The organism is Curtobacterium sp. MCSS17_011 (genome assembly GCF_003224275.1).
Taxonomy (GTDB): domain Bacteria; phylum Actinomycetota; class Actinomycetes; order Actinomycetales; family Microbacteriaceae; genus Curtobacterium.
In genome coordinates this window covers 112072-129712 of record NZ_QKLE01000004.1, presented here as the reverse complement: position 1 = coordinate 129712, position 17641 = coordinate 112072, and the positions used below count along the sequence as shown (strand labels likewise).

The window sequence follows — 17641 nt, the reverse complement described above, 5'->3', positions numbered from 1 at the left end:
GGTCGGTATACCAAGCCGTAGCATCGCCCTACCGCACCACCACCCCACAGGGCCCGACTGCCACCATCGGTCTGCCCGCGGCGAGCGCTCCATCGATGCAGCCCGCGCCGTCCGATGCCGGCAACGCCCCACTGGACCCGCACGTGAACCCCACCTCTTTCGGTCTCTACGACCCTGCCCGCGAATCGAGCGATTGCGGCGTCGGTTTCATCACCCGTCTCGACGGGACGCCGAGCCACGACGTCATCCGCAAGGGCGACGAAGCGCTGTGTTCGATCCCGCACCGCGGCGGCAAGTCCGCCGAGGGTGTCGGTGACGGCGCGGGCGTCAGCATCGACCTGTCGGTGGAGTTCTTCAGCGCCATCACCGGCCAGCAGCTGCGCGCCGGGCACTTCGGCGTCGCGAACTGCTTCGTGCCGAACGAGGCAGGCCCGACCGGCGCCGCCGACCGTGCCAGCGCCGAGCTGACCGTCACGGACGCCATCGAGGCCGAGGGCTTCGAACTCCTGCTGGTCCGTGACGTGCCGGTGGACCACTCCGTCGCGCGCCCCGAGGCCGAGCAGTACCAGCTGCCGATCGTGCAGTGGGTCTTCCGGGCACCGTCCGACTGGGACCGCACCGAGGTCGACGCCGCCGCGAACCGCGCCCTGCTCGCCATCGAGGCTGTCTCCTACGCCCAGGCCGCCGCCGAGCGCGCCGAGCACGCCGCCCTGTACCCGCTGTCGCTCAGCGCCCGGACCCAGATCCTGAAGGGCCGGCTGAACTCCGGCGAGGTGATCGGGTACTTCACCGACCTGCGCGACCCCCGGCACTCGGTGCGGACGCTGTACTTCCACACCCGGTTCTCGACGAACACCGAGCCGCACCCGACGATGGCGCAGCCGTTCCGCCTGATGGCGCACAACGGCGAACTGAACACCGACCGCAAGAACCGGCTGTCGGACGAGGCGCTCGCGCGGGCCCGCACCCGGAGCATCGTCCGCCCGCCCGGGCAGTCGGACTCGAGCCGGCTCGACCAGACCCTGCAGAGCCGCGTGTTCGACGACGGGCTCGAGATCATCGAGGCCGTGGTCTCGCTCATGCCACCGGCGTGGGAGAACGACCGCACCCTGACCCCGGACGTCCGGGACATGCTCGAGTACTTCTCGCTGTACGAGGAGAAGAACGACGGTCCCGCCGCCGTGATCTTCAGCGACGGCGACGTCGTCGGCGCCCGCCTGGACCGCCTGGGCCTGCGGCCGCTGCGCACCGTCGAGACGGCCGAGTACCTGATGGTGTCGTCCGAGGCCGGCCAGGTCGAGTTCGACGCCGACGAGGTCGTGCACCGGGGCCGCATCGAGGCCGGCGGCATGCTCGTCGTCGACCACCGCACCGGCACCCGCATGCGCACGGGCGAGGTGCTGCGCATGCTCGCGGCCCGCCGTGACTACGGCACCCTGCTCGACGCCGCCCGCGTGAACCTGGACGACGTGCCCGCTCCGGACTACGAGCGCACGACGTCCACCCTGGGCTACGACGGTGATCTGTCGGTCGCGGGCCGGTACGTGGCGTACTCGCTGAACCAGGAGAGCTTCCGGTTCATGCTCGACCCGATGCTGCAGAACGGGTCGGAGCGCATCTCGGCGATGGGCTACGGCAACGCGATCAACGCCCTGAGCGACACCGAGGGCGGCATGGCGAAGTACTTCTCGCAGCGCTTCGCCCAGGTGACGAACCCGCCACTCGACTCGATCCGCGAGGCGGACGGGATGTCGATGCGCGTGGCACTCGGCGCGAAGCCGGACGGCACGGGCACCACGGGGCGTCAGCTCGTCGTGCAGTCGCCGATCCTCGGGCACCTCGACATGGTGCGGCTGCGCGAGCAGGACATCGTGCCGCTCGAGCGTTTCGACATGCTCTACGTGCCGGTGCCCGCCGACGAGCAGGCCAACGCCGACGCGATGCGCGGCGCGCTGGATGCCCTGTGCGACGCGATCGAGGCGTTCGCGGCGGGCGGTGGCGGGATCGCGGTCGTGACCGACCGCGAGGTGTCGTCGACCCACGCGCCCCTCCCGGTGATCCTGGCCGTGGCCGCCGTCAATCAGCGGCTCATCGAGACCGGTCTGCGCCTGCGGGTGTCCGTCGTCGCGGAGAGCGGTCAGCTGCCATCGTCACACCACGTCGCGACCGCGCTGGGCTTCGGTGCCGCCGCTGTGTACAGCTTGAGCGCTCGGCTGCGTGCGGAGGAGAAGTACCCCGCCGCACCTGCACCCGCTGGCGAGCTGACCGCGACCGACCTGGCACTCAAGCAGTTCCGCAAGGCCGCCGAGAAGGCCCTGGCGAAGACCATGGGCCGCGTCGGCCTGTGCACCGCCGAGAGCTACATCGGTGGCGAGTTCTTCGAGCCGAACTACCTCGACACCGGCGACGACGTGCTCGCGCGGATCTTCCCGCACATGCAGGCGCCGGTCGGCGGCGTCGGCTTCGCGCGCATCGCCCAGGCGGCGACGGACTGGCACGAGCGTGCCCGTTCGGTGGCGTCCGAGGGCCAGGTCCCGCTGCTCGGCCTGTTCAAGGAACGCTCCGACGGCGCCGGCCACTCGTTCGGTGTCGCGAGCGTCCGCGGGTTCGGCGGCATGACCGAGGAGCGCCCGGCCTTCGAACGCTCCGGCGACTCGGACGCGCTGCGCCTGCTCACGCTCGGCCAGCTCGACGACTCGTTCGGCATCACCGACGCCGCGTACCGGAACACCGGGTACGACCGGCTGAGCGATGCCGAGATCGACGCACACCGCATCACGCCGGGCTACGTCACGTTCCTGCAGACGACCCACGACGAGCGGTCCCGCCGCCCCGCCGCGCTCCGCGACGTGCTCGCGCTGCCCGCGGACGTCACCGGCATCGACACGGCCGAGGACTTCGCCCGCGAGCTCGGCCGCTTCTCGACGAGCGGCAACGCCAGCGTCACCGTGCGCGGGCTCTCCGGCTCGCGTCCGGCGTCCCCCGACGGGCTCCCGGGAGGCACGGCTCGCTTCTGCCTGGAGCTCACGTCGACGGGACCCACGGGTGCACTGCGCCACGCGGCCCTGGCGGACGGCCTCGCGCTGCTCCACCCGGGGCAGATCGACGTCGACGCCGTCGACGACACCGGGGTGACGCTCCGCGCCACCGGTGCGGCCGTCGCCCTGCTCGCGCTGCTGCAGAGCGCCCCGGCGAGCGTCGAGCTCGACGAGGTGCAGCCGGCCCACGAGATCACCCGGACCCTGGCGTCCGGTGCGATGAGCCACGGTGCGCTCGTCGCCACCGCCCACGAGGCCGTCGCGCACGGCACGAACATGGTCGGCGGCATGTCGAACAGCGGTGAGGGCGGCGAGCACCACTCCCGCTACGGCACCATCCGCGGCTCGCGCATCAAGCAGTTCGCCTCGGGCCGGTTCGGCATCTGGGCCGGCTACCTCGCCGACCCCATGCTCGAGGAGCTCGAGATCAAGATCGGCCAGGGCGCGAAGCCCGGCGAGGGTGGCCAGCTGCCCGCACCCAAGGTCACGGTGGACATCGCCGCCGCCCGTGGTGGCACGCCCGGCGTCGAGCTGATCTCGCCGCCGCCGCACCACGACACGTACTCGATCGAGGACCTCGCGCAGCTCATCCACGACTGCAAGGCCGCCCGCGTCCGGGTGATCGTGAAGCTGGTCTCGTCCGAGGGCATCGGCACCATCGCCGTCGGCGTCGCGAAGGCCGGCGCCGACGTCATCAACGTCGCGGGCAACACCGGCGGGACCGGTGCCGCAGCGGTCACGAGCCTGAAGTACGCCGGCCGCTCCGCGGAGATCGGCGTCGCCGAGGTGCACCAGGCCCTGGTCGCGAACGGTCTGCGCCAGAAGGTCACGCTCCGCTGCTCGGGTGCCCACCAGACCGGCAGCGACGTCGTCACGAGCGCCCTGCTCGGCGGCGACAGCTTCGAGTTCGGCACGACCGCGCTCATGATGCTCGGCTGCGTGATGGCGAAGAACTGCAACGTGAAGTGCCCGGCGGGCCTCACCACGAACGCCGAGGCGTTCGAGGGCGACCCCCGCGCGCTCGCGCAGTACCTGCTCAACATCGCCCACGACGTGCGGCAGATCCTCGCCCGCCTCGGCCTGCGCTCCCTGCGCGAGGCCCGCGGTCGCACCGACCTGCTCCAGCTCCTCGACCACCCGGCGAGCGTCGGTCGGCTCGACGCCCGCGCCCTGCTCGCCCAGGTGCCGGAGAAGGTCGTCGCGGACCCGGAGTACCTGGAGAAGGACTTCCACACCGACGACGCCCTGCTCGAGCGCGTCCGCACCGCCCTCGTCGACCACGCCCAGGAGCACGTGCTCGTGCACGGCGTGCTGCTCGGCAACGCCGACAAGTCGGTCGGCGGTCAGCTCGGCATCGACCTCGAGCGTCTGCTCAACCACGAGCTCGGGGCCGAGGACGTGCAGGGCCTGCCCGCCGTGACGACGGACGACCGCGGACGCCGCCGGCTGCTGGACGGCGCGGTCACGATCCGCACGCAGGGCTCCGCCGGGCAGTCCTACGGCGTCTTCAACAACGACGGCGTCGTGCTCGAGCACACCGGCACCGCGAACGACGGCGTCGGCAAGAGCCAGAGCGGCGGACGGATCATCGTCCGCGCCCCCGGCGGCGGCAGCGCCGAGCAGGGTGGCAACGTGCTGGTCGGCAACTTCGCGCTGTTCGGGGCGACCGGCGGCCGCACCTTCGTCGAGGGCGAGGCCGGCGACCGGTTCGCCGTCCGCAACTCCGGTGCGACGGCCGTCGTCGAGGGCCTCGGCGACTTCGGGTGCGAGTACATGACCGGCGGCGCCGTCTTCAACCTCGGCGCGTTCGGCAAGGGCCTCGGCAACGGCATGTCCGGCGGGTTCCTCTACCAGTACGACCCCTCCGGCCAGGTCGCCGAGCGTGCCAGCACGGACTCGCTCCTGGTGTTCCCGGTCACCGACACCGAGCGGGGTGCGTTCCACGAGGCCGCCGCCCGCCTGCTGCTCGAGTGGCACCTCGAGGCGACCGGTTCGGCCCTGGCCGAGCGGCTGCTCGCCGAGTGGGACACCGCCCGCGCACACGTGTACGTCGGCATGCCCCGTGCCCTGCTGCTCACGCAGGACGCCGGCGAGATCCTCGCGGCGGCGACCCGGCCCGAGCTCCTTGACGAGCTCGCGACCTCGATCGCCACCGACAAGCTCCGCGCGTTCAAGCTCGACTACCGCGACCAGCGCACGGTGCTCGACGGCCGTGCCCCGGCGCTCGGCGACCAGGGCGAGGACATGTTCTCCCTGCTGTCGTCGTACACCGTGCTCGGGGTCGCCCAGGACGTCGCCCTGGAGCGCGTCCCGGGTGCGTTCGGTGCCACCGACCCGCGGGTCGCCGAGGCCGTCAAGAACCTCGTGCTCACCGAGGACTTCTCCGTCAAGCAGCGCGTCGTGAAGTACCTGCGCGGCACGCTCGACCGGTTCGCCGACGACCAGCTCGCGACCCTCATCGCGATCAAGCGGCTCGACGACTACAAGCGCGCACTCACGCAGCGGAACAACCGCAGCATGGACGCGCCGGGCACCACGGGGTGGATCATGCACCAGAACGCCAAGAACGACGGCCGCGTCCGCGAGGCCCGCTTCGACGAGCTGCTCGCCACCGCGGCGCTCGAGGACATCGCCCGCCGTGCACCGCAGGCGCCGACCGAGGCGGTGACCGCGTGAGCCTGCTCCCCCCGACCGGGTCGCTCATCCCCGTCGACGCACCGTTCTCGGCCGCCCAGGAGTCCTGGCTCGCCGGGTTCATCGCCGGCATCGCCGCCGCCGGCAAGAAGGTCGCAGCCAGCGCGCCCACGACGACGATCGACGTGCTCTACGGCACCCAGACCGGCAACGCCGAGTTCCTGGCCGACGAGCTCGTCGCCGGCGCGAGGGCCCGCGGACTCGGCGGTCGTGCCAGTGCGCTCGACGCCGTCACCCCCGAGCAGCTCGCCGAGATGTCGCACGTGCTCGTCGTCACCTCGACCTACGGCGAGGGCGAGATGCCCGACAACGCCGGGCTGTTCTGGGACGCGATCCAGGCGAGCACCGTGCCGCGGCTCGAGGGGCTGCAGTACGCCGTCCTGGGCCTCGGCGACACGAGCTACGACGAGTTCTGCCAGGCCGGCAAGCTCCTCGACACCCGGTTCGAGCAGCTCGGCGCGACCCGGATCCACGACCGCGTCGACTGCGACGTCGACTTCGAGGACCCGGCCGCACTGTGGACCGCGGCGGTCCTCGACCGTCTCGCCGCCGAGGCCGGCGTGACGACTGCGCCCGGCGCGACCACGGGTGGTGGTGCCGGGGACGGTGCCGCCGCGAGCGGCGGGGCGGGCGCGAGCCGTGCCTCCCGGCCGGGGTCGCAGTGGAACAAGCGCAACCCGTACCCGTCGCGCCTGGTCGAGAACCGGCTGCTCTCCTCGCCGCGCAGCGCGAAGGAGATCCGGCACTACGAGTTCGACCTCGGCGACTCGGGCATCGAGTACGCGGCCGGCGACGCCCTGGCGGTCGTCCCGGTGAACGACGAGGTCTTCGTGGCGGACCTGCTCGAGCAGGTCGGCGCGAACGGCGGCGAGGCGTTGGACGGCCGGCCGATCACCGAGGTCCTGCGGACCGACCGTGAGATCCGGACGCCCTCGAAGGACCTCATCGCCGACCTGGTGCAGCGCGCGCCGTCGAGCGAGCTCGCGGCCGTCGTGGCGCACGGCGACAAGCACGAGCTGGACCGCTGGCTCTGGGGACGCGACGTCCTCGACCTGCTCCGCGACGCCGGGCCGGCCGCCCCGGGACTCGACGAGCTGCTGCCGAACCTGCGGCCGCTGCAGGCGCGGCAGTACTCGATCTCGTCGAGCCCCCTGGCGCACCCGGACCGCATCCACCTGACCATCGCGTCGGTGCGCTACGGCGACCCGCACCGGATGTACGCCGGTGTGGCGTCGACGTTCCTGGCCGACCGAGTCGACCCGGACGGCACCGTCGACGTCTACCTGCAGCCGAACGCGTCGTTCGGGGTGCCGGCGGACGAGTCGGCCCCGATGATCATGATCGGACCGGGCACGGGTGTCGCGCCGTTCCGCGGGTTCCTGCACGAGCGCGCGGTGTCCGGGGCGACGGGGCGCAACTGGCTGTTCTTCGGCGACCAGCACCGGGACACCGACTTCGTGTACCAGGACGAGCTCACCGAGCTGCAGGAACAGGGCGTGCTCGACCGCCTCGACCTGGCGTTCTCGCGCGACCAGGCCGAGAAGGTGTACGTGCAGACGCGGATGCTCGAGCGCTCGGCGGAGCTCTTCGCCTGGCTCGAGGACGGCGGCCACGTGTACGTGTGCGGCGACGCCTCACGGATGGCGAAGGACGTCGAGGCCGCGCTGCTCCAGGTCATCCGGACCGGACGCGGGCGCGGCGAGGACGACGCGCAGGCGTACCTGGCCGACATGCGACGCGCGAAGCGGTACGTGCGCGACGTCTACTGATCGACGCAGGCGGGGCGGCGGCGCCCTGCTCCCGTCTGGTGAGTCCGCCCCGGCCACGGAACCCGAATCCGGTGGCCGGGGCGGTCCCGGAGGAGCGCCGGTCGATGGGGGCGGACCGGCGAGCCCTGCAGCGTGACGCACGCATCACCGACGCGCGGCGTCGGTGACCCGAGCAGCGAGTCCCCTGATCCGGGACTCACGTCCCTCGCTCGTCTCGGCCACCGGTGGTTGGTCGGTACCGGACTCGCTGTACGTCGCGCGTTGTTCGGGTTCCCCTCCTGCCACGGAGACTGCCAGCACCGACGCCCGAACGGGCCGGTGCGGGGACGACAGCGAACCGCGGTACGGAAACCGTACGAGGTGCGGAGTTCGAGCGGAACCCGTTGACCGGGATCAGCGCACTGTGCTACTGCTCCCGGGATCAGCGCGCGGTGCTCCCGCTCGGTGTCCCCGAGGCGTCGTCCGCGTCGCCGGGCGCCACCGCACGCGACCACGCCGAGTCGGCCGCCGTACTGGTGTCCGGCGGCTCCGGCGTCAGCACGAGCCCGGACCCCGAGGTGGCCGAGGCGTAGAGGTCCTCGAGCCAGCTGCGGTTGATCGACGGCACCCGGCTGCCGGTGAACTTGAAGTGCAGGCTCACGTTGGGGTTCAGCCAGATCGTGCTGCGACCGTTGCCGTGGACGACGTCGTCCTTCCACGAGAACGCGAAGCGGTGGTCGCGTCGGAGCATGTTGACGATGACGATCTGCAGGTGCGTGAGCGCGCGGTCGTCGATCCGCAGATCGAGCGGTTGGCCGTCGTAGATGAGCTGCCCCATGGCTCCTTCTACTCCTGTGCTCCGGTGTGTTCGAGGTGCGATGCCCAGTTGGTGATGGTGCGGTCGAACCAGACGGCGTCGACGTTGCGCTCCCACGCGTGCTCGGCCGGCTCGCTGACCGCCAGGGTCACCGTGCCCGGGTGCGCATCCGCGAACTCCTGGCTGGCCGAGAACGGCACCGTGGTGTCGCCGGTGGAGTGGATGAGCAGGGTCGGTGGAAGCCGTCGCGGCGCACGCAACCAGGACAGCGCACGCACGTCGACCGGCGAGCGGAGCCCCACCAATCGGCAGAGGACCGGGGTCGCCATCGCCCCGAGGGCAGCGCCCACCACGGGGCCCGGCAGTCCTGCGCGGCGGGCCTGGGACCGCACGGTGACGGACCAGTCCAGCGCGGGGGCGACGAGCACGACGCCGGCCAGGCGTTCGCGGTGCGCCGAGCGGGCGAGGAGCTCGTGCGTGATCGTCGCGCCCATCGACCACCCCACGATGACGAGCCGTTCGGCGCCGTTCGCGACGGCGTGGTCGAGCGCCGCCTCGACGTCCGCCCACTCACGGGCGCCGAGGTGCGAGGCCCGGCCCTCCCACGGTGCCTCGCCGTCGCCGCGGAACGACGGGACGATCGAGGTCCAGCCGAGCTCGAGCGCTGCAGGCACGGTCCGGAGCGCGGTGACCCGGGTCGTCCGGATCCCGTGCACGTGGACGGCCCACGTGCGGACAGTCTCGGGGTCGGCACCCTGGACAGCCGCGCGGTCGGGAGACGGAGCGCGGTCGGCAGCGCCGCCCGGGCCCGGCCGCACCACCCACGCGGGTGCCGGCCCCACCGGCGTCGGCAGCGACTCCTCGGACCAGTCGACGTCCATCGCCGCCGGGTCCGGGTGCACGTGTCCGCTCCACCGCACCCGCGACGACACGGTCCCGGTGGTCCGCACCACGGCCCGCCGCACGAACCCGGCGGCTTCGTCCACCTCGAGCACCGGCCCGACGGTGGTGTGCCCGGCGCCGTCGTGCCACAGGCCGTACTCCCCCGGCCGCACGGTGTCGTCGGTGATCGGCAGCCGGACGGAATCGGCGTCGGACTCGATCACGGGCGTCCACCGGTCGCCGCCGGGCAGCACGATCCTGCCCACGACCTTCCGGAGCACGAGCAGGAACGCCGCCGCCAGCACCACGAGCGCTCCGAGCGCCCACCACACGATCGTCACGCCGTCATCCTCCGAGGCTCCGGGTCAGGGTCCGTTCGGCCGACCGCACCTGCGCGAGCTCGGCGTCGTCGAGGGTCCGTCCCTGCACCTCGGCGTCGCGGATCGCGATGACCAGGTCGTAGGTCCGGGCCTGCGGGTCCCCCGGCCGCTCGACTGCCCGCACCGCGTGCCGACGGGCGATCCGGCGCAGGCGTCGGTGGTGCCCGCGGTGGCGCAGGTCACGGCCCCACCGCCGGAACGTCAGCGAGGCCATCGCCACGACGATGAGCACGATGCCGAGGTAGAACGGCGGGTCGAAGGCCAGGCGCAGTCCGTCACGCACCCCGGCCGGGAACAGGCCGAAGTGGTCGGCCGTGAGCGAGGCGACCTCGTCGACGCTCGCCACGACGACCAGGGCGAGCCCGACGCGGAACACCACGAGCGCCACCGGGTTCTGCAGCACGCCACGTCGCAGCGTCGTCGCGGCGATCAGCCCGACGCCCACCATGTACACCGTCGCGTAGAGCCACATCGGGGTCTGCTCGATCTCGCGCACGATGAAGTGGAAGTCGGTCCCGCCGCGCTCCTCGACCAGCAGGAACGGCACCGTGAAGGCCACGACCACGACGAGCAGCGCCATCGGCCGTGCGAGCACCGGGCGCTCCGGCAGGTCGTCCGTGCTCGCCCGCAGCATCAGCCAGAACGCGACGGTGGCGCAGACGTTCTGCACCAGGTTGATGAGGTTCGAGCCGCCCAGGGCTCCGTCGAGCACGGGCTGCGGCACGACGCTGCCGAGGGTCAGGAGCCCGAGCGCCCCGACGCCGGTGGCACCCCAAGCCGCCCGACCGCGGGGGTTCCGCAGCACGTACGGCGTGCGGGCGAGGAAGATCAGCGCCGCGAACCAGAAGGCCGCGGCGTGCAGGGCACCCATCAGCCGTAGGCCCGCTCGTCCGCCCCGGTTGCCCCGGCGAGCAGGACCGTCGCGAGCTCGTAGGCGAACCGCTCGGCGAAGTGCTCGTCGTCGTCGGAGATGCTCACGAGCCCGGAGTCGGCATCGAGCGCGCGACGGCACACGTGGCCCCCGGCGGCGAACTCGGCGACGGACGACGGGCTCGGTGTGCCGACGTCGCCGTGCACCAGGTGCCCGAGCTCGTGCAGCACGCAGTGCATGCGGTAGAGCGGCGGTGCGTCCGCCGGCACGAGCACCAGGTTCTCGTGCTCGAACTGCGAGACGAGCGCGGTGAGCGGACCCCAGCTCGGCCCGTCGACGTCGACGACGCGCGTGGGCTTGCCGACCATCCGACCGACGCCGGTCACCACGTCGGACAGCTGCGGCGCACGGGGCAGGGTGGCGACGAGGGCACGGACGGCACCGGACGCACCCAGCTGCTCCGCCATCGCCCCTCCGATCTCCGCGGCAAGACTACCGGCAGGTCCCCCTTGTGGACGAGACCGGCCGGACGTAACCTACAACCAAATGGTTGTACGAATCGAACTGTCCGACGCCGAGGTCGACCGGGTGTTCCACGCACTGGCCGACACGACCCGTCGTGACATCGTCCGGCGCACGCTCGTCGGGTCGTCGTCCGTGAGCGAGCTCGCCGACGCCTACTCGATGTCGTTCGCCGCCGTCCAGAAGCACGTCGCCGTCCTCGAAGGAGCCGGACTCGTGAGCAAGGAGGCCCGCGGCCGCACCCGCATCGTGCGCGCCGAGCCGGAGCAGCTCGACCGGGTCCGTGCCCTCCTCGACGCCTACGGCCGCCTCTGGCACACCCGGATGGACCGCCTCGGCGACGTGCTCGACGGCGACGCGTCCGGACACCCAGCACCAGACGACACCCGACGACACCAGGAGCGATGATGCCCACCACGTCCGTCCACACCGATCCCGACACCCTCTCGATGACCCTCGTCGCCGAGTTCCCCGTCCCCGTCGAACGCCCCTGGGCCGCCTTCGCCGACCCGCGCCAGCTCGAGCGGTTCTGGGGACCGCCCGGGTTCCCCGCGACCTTCACGACGTTCGACCTGCGCCCCGGCGGCCGCGCCGACTACCGGATGACGTCTCCGCAGGGCGAGCAGTTCCACGCCGTCTGGCAGGTCACCGAGGTCGACCAGCACCGTCGCATCGTCTTCCGCGACCTGTTCACCGACCCGGAGGGCACGGTCGACGAGTCGCTCCCCACCAGCGAGACCGTGTTGTCGTTCGGGCCGGCAGACGACGGCTCGCGGGTCACCGTGGTGTCCTCGTTCGCCTCGACCGCCGACCTCGACGCGATGCTCGAGATGGGCATGCTCGAGGGCTACCAGCAGGCGTTCGGCCAGCTCGACCGGGTGCTCGCCGACCTGCGCGAGTGGGCCCTCGGTGCGGGCACCGAGACCGAGGTCCTCGACGACACCCGCGTCCGGATCACCCGGGCGTTCGCGGCGCCGCGGCACCTGCTGTGGCGGGCGCACACCGAGCCCGACCTGGTGCGCCGGTGGCTGCTCGGCCCCGACGGGTGGGAGATGACGGTGTACGAGAACGACCTGACCCCGGGCGGTGCGTTCCGGCAGGCCTGGGCGCCGACGGGTGACACCGAGGGCGAGCCCTTCGGGTTCGAGGGCGAGAACCTCGTCGTCGAACCGGAACGCCGGATGGTGTCGACGGAACGCATGACCGGGGCGCCCTTCCCGCCGAACACGAACGACCTGCAGTTCGACGAGGACGACGGCGTCACGCTCATGACGCTGCTCGTCACCTACCCGGACCGGGAGCAGCGGGACATGATCCTCGCGACCGGCATGACGGAGGGCATGGAGGCCAGCTACCAGCGGCTGGAACGCGAGGTCCTGTCCGTCTGCGGGTGTCCGGCCTAGGACGCCTCGTAGTGACGCGCACCGCCGCGCACACCCGCGAACCGGAACGGCGCGGTCGTGACGCGCGGACGCTCGACGTCCTCGCTGGTGGCGGCACCCGCGGCGTGCAGCGCGCGGTACGCGTCGACCGTCAGCGGGACCCGTGCCTCGAGCAGCGACCGCACGCGACCCGCACGACGGTGCTCGCGGTAGTCGGGCCGGACGATGCCGGTGATGAGCTCACCGACGCTGCCCGAGCCGTAGCTGAACAGGCCGAGTCGCTCCCCCGCCAGGTCGTCGTCCAGGTCGAGCAGCGCTGCGAGCCCGATCCAGAGCGACGCCGTGTAGGTGTTGCCGGTCTGCCGGTTGTAGGTGAACCCGATCGCCAGGTCGGCCTCGTCGAACGGTGCGCCGACGTGCTGCGTGAGCTTGCGGTGCGCCTTGATCGCCATCTTGGTGAAGGGCTGGTGGTGCACGAACCGGGCGATGTCGTCGTACGCCGGGCCGCCCTGTTCCGCCAGGTCGTCCCAGGCGCCGACGAACGCGTTGACGTACGCGCTCACCGACAGACGTCCGTCGACGAGCGCGGTGGAGCGGTCGTTCGGTCGCCAGAAGTCGTCGACGTCGGCGGTGTAGACCCCCGCGGCCGGCTCGATCTCGATCAGGTCGGGGTCGGCGGACACCAGGATCGCGGCGGCGCCGGCACCCTGCGTCGGCTCGGCCGGGGTGTCGACGTCGTACCGGGCGACGTCGGCGGCGATGACGAGCACCCGCTCGTGCGGGGCACGGGCGACGATGCCGAGCGCGAGCTGCACCGCGGCCATCCCGCCGTAGCAGGCCTGCTTCAGCTCGACCACGCGGACGGCCTTCGGCAGCCCGAGCAGGCCGTGCACGTACACGCCGGCGGCCTTCGACTGGTCGACCCCGGACTCGGTGGCGAACAGCACCGTGCGGATGCCGTCGACACCGTGCCGGTCGATGAGCTCCTTCGCGGCGGCGGCGCCCATCGTGACGATGTCCTCGTCGGGCGCGGGCACGCTGAAGGCGTCCTGCCCGATGCCGACGTGGTACTTCGCCGGGTCGACGCCGAGCCGCTCGGCCAGGTCGTCGAGCTCGAGCACGTGGTGCCCGGTCGCGATCGCGATGTCGTGGATGCCGACGCCGGTCATGCCGCACCCCCTGCCGGCTTCGCGCCGCGGCGTTCCATGGCGACGTGGGCGGCCATCAGCTCGCCCGGGTTGGTCTGTGCGGCGAGGAGCGAGAGCTCCCCGCACAGGACGGTCGCGGCGCACAGGGCGGCGAGGCGGCGGGCGTTCCCGCCCGGCTCACGCTCCTGTCGGCAGCCGAGGCGCACCAGCGCGTCCTCGACGACGGGCAGGTCACCGCCCTTGCCGTTGCCGACCGTGCCGACGATCAGGTGCGGCAGCGAGGTCGCGAAGTACAGGTCACCGTCGCGGTCCTCGGCGCTCGTGATGCCCTGCGAGCCCTCGACGATGTTGGCGGCGTCCTGCCCGGTGGCCAGGTAGAAGCCGAGCAGCATGTTCGCGTAGTGCGCGTTCGCCGAGCGGATGGCCCCGGCGATCGTCGACCCGATCAGGTTCTTCGCGATGTTCAGCTCGACGATGCGCGCGGTGCTCGACCGCAGGCGCTTCTCGACGACCTCGCCCGGGATCACGATCTCGGCGATGGTGTTGCGGCCGCGACCACGGATGCCGTTCACCGCGGTGGCCTTCTTGTCGGTGCAGAAGTTGCCCGACACCGAGACGTACCGCAGGCCCGGCTGCCACTCCAGGATCGCCGGCAGCAGCTTGTCCGCCGCCTGCGTGACCATGTTGTGCCCGGAGGCGTCGCCGGTGGTGAACGCGAAGCGCAGGAACAGCAGGTCGCCGACGATCTCCGGGTGCACCTCGATGAGCTTGGCGAACCGGCTCTGCCCGGAGACGATCGCAGCGAGCTCGTCCTGGCGCGCGAGGATCTGCCCCGCGGCGACGTGGGCCGCGGCGGCGCTGTCGGCACGGACCACGACGGAGCGGGTCATGCGCTCGTCGACGACGGTCGCGACGATGCCGTCCTCGACCATGCGCGAGATGCGTGCGCCGCGGCCGACGGACGGCCAGAGCGGCGACTCGTAGGTGGCGAGGGGGACCTCGTGCTCCCCCTGCACGGCGTTGCCGCTGACGCGGATCGGGCCGACCCACTTGGTGGGGATCGGTGTGAGCAGGTCACTCATCGAGGGCTCCTTCTGGTGCTCGCACCGCGACGCTGAGGTGTCTGATGTCGTGCGCCTCCCAGGCGCGGTGGATGCCGGCGGGGTCGGTGTCCGCCGGGACGAGCGCGATGCCGCAGTCGCCGCCGCCGGCCCCGGACGGCTTCGCCGCCCCGCCCGCGGCCTCGACGACGTCGCACAGGGTCGCGAGACGCTCGGTCTCGATCTGCGACCCGACGGACGCACCGAGGCGCTGCAGCAGCCCGCGGGCGCGTCGGAGGGCACCGAGCGTGCGCTCGGCGTCGCCGGTCTGGAGGCCCGTGGTCAGGTCGTCGACGGCGCTGCGGCTCTCGTCGAGGAACGCCTGGTACCCGCCGTTGCGGTGCCGCCGCACCACGTCGACGAGCTTCGTGGTGGACGCGGGCGATCCGGTCCAGCCGACGAGCAGCTGCAGGTTCTCGGGGGCGGGCAGCCGCTGGACGTCGAAGCCGTCCCACGCGTCGGCGTCGGTCAGGATCGCGGACACGGCGTGGTCGCCGAGCATCGCGGCGAGGCGCTCGCGGTCGGGGGCGCTGTAGCGCAGCCAGCCGCCGAACGTGCTCGCGGCGAGGTCGCCGCCGGAGGCCCGGGGGTTCACCCGGATGGTGGCGAGCAGCGCGACCTGGAAGCGCTGGCGCTGCGTCAGGCCGATGCCGTAGAACCGGTCGAGAGCGCCGACGGTGGCGACGGTGACCGCGGCCGAGGACCCGAGCCCGAACTTCCGGCCACTGGCATCGTCGAGCTGGCTCTCGATGCGCAGGTCGTGGAACCGCGGGGCGATGCCGTGCTCGGCGCGGAGCTTCTCGACCAGGTCGATCGTGGCCATCACGTAGTCGTACGGGTGGTGCTCACGGTCGAGCGCCAGGCCGTCCTCGGCACGGGTCCACGTGAGCGGCAGGTGCCCGTACTCCTCGGAGTGCACGCTGCCCGCGCCGTGGCCCTCGCGCACCTTCGCCGTGATGGCGCGGTCGAGGGCGATCAGGACGGACGGTTGGCCCGGCTCGACGACGGCGTACTCGCCGGCGACGAACAGCTTGCCGTGTGCACGGAACTCGATCACTGCGCGGACTCCTTCTGGTCGGGATTGCTCCCGATCTCTTCGGAGCGGAGCACCCGCGCGGCAGGTCCGGTGCCGGACTCGATGACGTCCCCCAGTGACGCGAGCGCCCCGGCGACCGCCGACCGGTCCTGCGGCTTCGTGAGCACGACGACGTTCGGGCCGGCATCGGCCGTGGCGTAGGCCTCGACCCCGCCGGCGCGCAGCTCGGCGACGGCGTCGAACACGGCGACGCTTCGGGCGTTCAGGTAGCGGATCGGCGGGAACGCGCCCTCGATCGTCGCGTGCATGCGCAGTGCGTTGCTCTCGGTGATCTCGCCGATGCGGGTGAAGTCACCGGCGGCACAGGCCGTGAGCATGTCGCCGACGGTCTCGGTGGTCGAGGTGACCCAGGCCGGGTAGAAGGGCGACGTCGCGATGGTGCGGCGCATGGCCTCGCGCGACCCGATCGGCTTCGGGCCGGCGTCGATCGTCACCACGACCATGGCCATCGGCGGCGCGGGGATCGGCTCGGCGAACGAGCCCTGGTCGTCGCCGGCGTGCCAGACGGCGACACCGCCGGGGATCGACCGCGTAGCCGACCCGGAGCCACGTCGGGCCAGGCGGGACAGGTCGCGCGGCGACAGGTCGAGGCCGTAGGCCGCGGCGGCCGCGGTCGCCAGGGCGGCGAAGCCGGACGCGCTCGAGGCCAGCCCGGCACCGGTCGGGACGGTGTTCTCCGACACCACCGATGCCCGCTCGGACGACCCCGCGAGCTCGCGCACCAGGTCGAGGAACCGCTGCACGCGCACCAGCGCACCGTCGTCGACGACGTGACCGTTCAGCGTGAACGCGTCACGGGCTTCCCGTCCGCCGTCCACCGTGACGGTGGTCGTCGTCGGGAACACGTCGAGCCCCATCGAGACGCTGCCCGTGGCGGGCAGCGCGAGCTGCGCGTCCGCCTTCCCCCAGTACTTGACGAGGGCGATGTTGGGGTGCGCGACGGCGGTGGCTGTCAGCAAGCGCGGGCTCCGATCGTGGTGGTCCAGGTGGCTGCGGCCCCTGCGCCGCGGAGTGCGGCCGCGATGCGGTCCGCGTGGTCGTCGTCCGCGGCGAGCACGAGGACGCACCCGCCCCGCCCGCCGCCGGTGAGCTTCGCGCCGAGGGCGTCCGCAGCGCGTGCGGCGTCGACGAGCCGGTCCAGGTCGGCACTCGACACGTCGAGTGTGCTGAGCAGGTCGTGCGCGGCGTCCATGGTGGCACCCAGAGCCTGGGCATCGCCGTCCTCGAGTGTCCCCCGTGCCCGCCGGGCGAGCGCGCCGATCCGGTCGATCACGGCGCGGACACCAGCCGGGTCCTGGTCGTGGCGGGCGCGGACGGCCGACACCGCCTGTCGGGTGTGCCCGGGGACGCCGGTGTCCGCGACGACGAAGGTGAACCGGGCGCCGAGCGCCACGGGTTCGATCCGGCCACCCTCGAACCAGACCGGCGCAGACGCGACGACGCCCCGGGCGTCGAGGCCGGACGGTCGTCCGTGGGCGACGCGCTCGCACTCCTGGATGAGCTCGTGGTGGGTCTCGACGTCGAGGGTCTGGCCCAGGGCATCGGCGACGGCGGCGGTCACGGCGGCGGCGACCGCGGCGCTCGAGCCCATGCCGCGGGCGGTCGGGACCTCGCTGTCGACCCGGACGTGGAAGTGGCGGTCGGTGACCCCGAAGTGGCGCAGGGTCGCGGTGACGGCGGTGACGGTCGGCATCACGGCCGCGGGTGCGAGGTCGAGGGGGCCGGTGTGCACGGTGGACTGCAGGCTGTGACCGGGCTGCTCGGCGTCGGCGGCGACCGGGGTGACCGTCGCCACGACCCGCGCGTCGAGCACCGGCAGGACGAGAGCGGGTGCGCCGTAGACCACGGCGTGCTCACCGATCAGGATCGTCTTGCCGTGGGACGACGCCGATCCGTTGCCGGGGGTCGTGGTGGTGTCGAGGTCGCTGCTGGTCATCGTGGGTCACGTCAGCCTAACCGTCCG

Annotated in this window: 13 protein-coding genes; 4 read left to right on the top strand and 9 right to left on the bottom strand. The window is 72.5% G+C overall.

Going from position 1 to position 17641, the window contains the following annotated elements; all coding sequences use genetic code 11:
* Positions 1-143: 143 nt before the first annotated feature.
* Positions 144-5714, top strand: coding sequence for a glutamate synthase-related protein (locus DEJ17_RS04445; RefSeq protein ID WP_110892361.1), 5571 nt, complete (start codon positions 144-146; stop codon positions 5712-5714).
* The gene (locus DEJ17_RS04440) at positions 5711-7501 is read left to right on the top strand and encodes a sulfite reductase subunit alpha (protein ID WP_110892249.1); all 1791 of its coding nucleotides are present in this window, start codon (positions 5711-5713) and stop codon (positions 7499-7501) included. The genes DEJ17_RS04445 and DEJ17_RS04440 overlap by 4 nt, the downstream gene beginning before the upstream one ends.
* Positions 7502-7922: 421 nt before the next feature.
* On the opposite strand, the gene DEJ17_RS04435 is transcribed toward DEJ17_RS04440, so the two are convergent.
* From DEJ17_RS04435 to DEJ17_RS04420, 4 genes are read right to left on the bottom strand one after another with little or no spacing between them, the layout of a single operon-like run.
* Positions 7923-8318 carry an ATP-dependent DNA ligase gene (locus DEJ17_RS04435; protein WP_110860885.1) on the bottom strand — a complete coding sequence of 132 codons (396 nt, stop codon included), beginning with the start codon at positions 8316-8318 and terminating at the stop codon, positions 7923-7925.
* Positions 8319-8326: 8 nt separating this feature from the next.
* Entirely contained in the window at positions 8327-9520 is a 1194-nt protein-coding gene (locus tag DEJ17_RS04430; protein ID WP_110892248.1) for a S9 family peptidase, read from the bottom strand.
* 4 nt (positions 9521-9524) lie between these two features.
* A complete protein-coding gene (locus DEJ17_RS04425) occupies positions 9525-10430 on the bottom strand; it encodes a hypothetical protein (RefSeq protein ID WP_110892247.1) in 906 nt (301 codons plus the stop codon).
* Positions 10430-10897, bottom strand: coding sequence for a hypothetical protein (locus DEJ17_RS04420; RefSeq protein WP_110892246.1), 468 nt, complete (start codon positions 10895-10897; stop codon positions 10430-10432). Before DEJ17_RS04420 ends, DEJ17_RS04425 begins: the two co-directional genes overlap by 1 nt.
* A gap of 79 nt (positions 10898-10976) precedes the next feature.
* On the opposite strand from DEJ17_RS04420, the gene DEJ17_RS04415 reads away from it, so the two are divergent.
* The gene (locus DEJ17_RS04415; RefSeq protein WP_110892245.1) at positions 10977-11360 is read left to right on the top strand and encodes a helix-turn-helix transcriptional regulator; all 384 of its coding nucleotides are present in this window, start codon (positions 10977-10979) and stop codon (positions 11358-11360) included.
* Positions 11360-12355, top strand: coding sequence for an SRPBCC family protein (locus DEJ17_RS04410; protein WP_110892360.1), 996 nt, complete (start codon positions 11360-11362; stop codon positions 12353-12355). The genes DEJ17_RS04415 and DEJ17_RS04410 overlap by 1 nt, the downstream gene beginning before the upstream one ends.
* Here the strand turns inward: DEJ17_RS04410 and DEJ17_RS04405 are convergent.
* Genes DEJ17_RS04405 through mvk form a run of 5 tightly spaced genes read right to left on the bottom strand, consistent with a single transcriptional unit; the run spans position 12352 to position 17614 of the window.
* On the bottom strand, positions 12352-13503 hold the full coding sequence (locus tag DEJ17_RS04405) for a hydroxymethylglutaryl-CoA synthase (RefSeq protein WP_110892244.1): 1152 nt from the start codon (positions 13501-13503) through the stop codon (positions 12352-12354). The genes DEJ17_RS04410 and DEJ17_RS04405 overlap by 4 nt on opposite strands.
* Positions 13500-14564 carry a hydroxymethylglutaryl-CoA reductase gene (locus DEJ17_RS04400; protein WP_110892243.1) on the bottom strand — a complete coding sequence of 355 codons (1065 nt, stop codon included), beginning with the start codon at positions 14562-14564 and terminating at the stop codon, positions 13500-13502. Before DEJ17_RS04400 ends, DEJ17_RS04405 begins: the two co-directional genes overlap by 4 nt.
* Positions 14557-15639, bottom strand: a complete 1083-nt coding sequence (locus DEJ17_RS04395; RefSeq protein WP_071247060.1) for a phosphomevalonate kinase — start codon at positions 15637-15639, stop codon at positions 14557-14559. Before DEJ17_RS04395 ends, DEJ17_RS04400 begins: the two co-directional genes overlap by 8 nt.
* On the bottom strand, positions 15636-16637 hold the full coding sequence (gene mvaD, locus DEJ17_RS04390) for a diphosphomevalonate decarboxylase (protein ID WP_110892242.1): 1002 nt from the start codon (positions 16635-16637) through the stop codon (positions 15636-15638). Before mvaD ends, DEJ17_RS04395 begins: the two co-directional genes overlap by 4 nt.
* Positions 16631-17614, bottom strand: coding sequence for a mevalonate kinase (gene mvk / locus DEJ17_RS04385; protein ID WP_110892241.1), 984 nt, complete (start codon positions 17612-17614; stop codon positions 16631-16633). Before mvk ends, mvaD begins: the two co-directional genes overlap by 7 nt.
* Between the last annotated feature and the right edge of the window lie 27 nt (positions 17615-17641).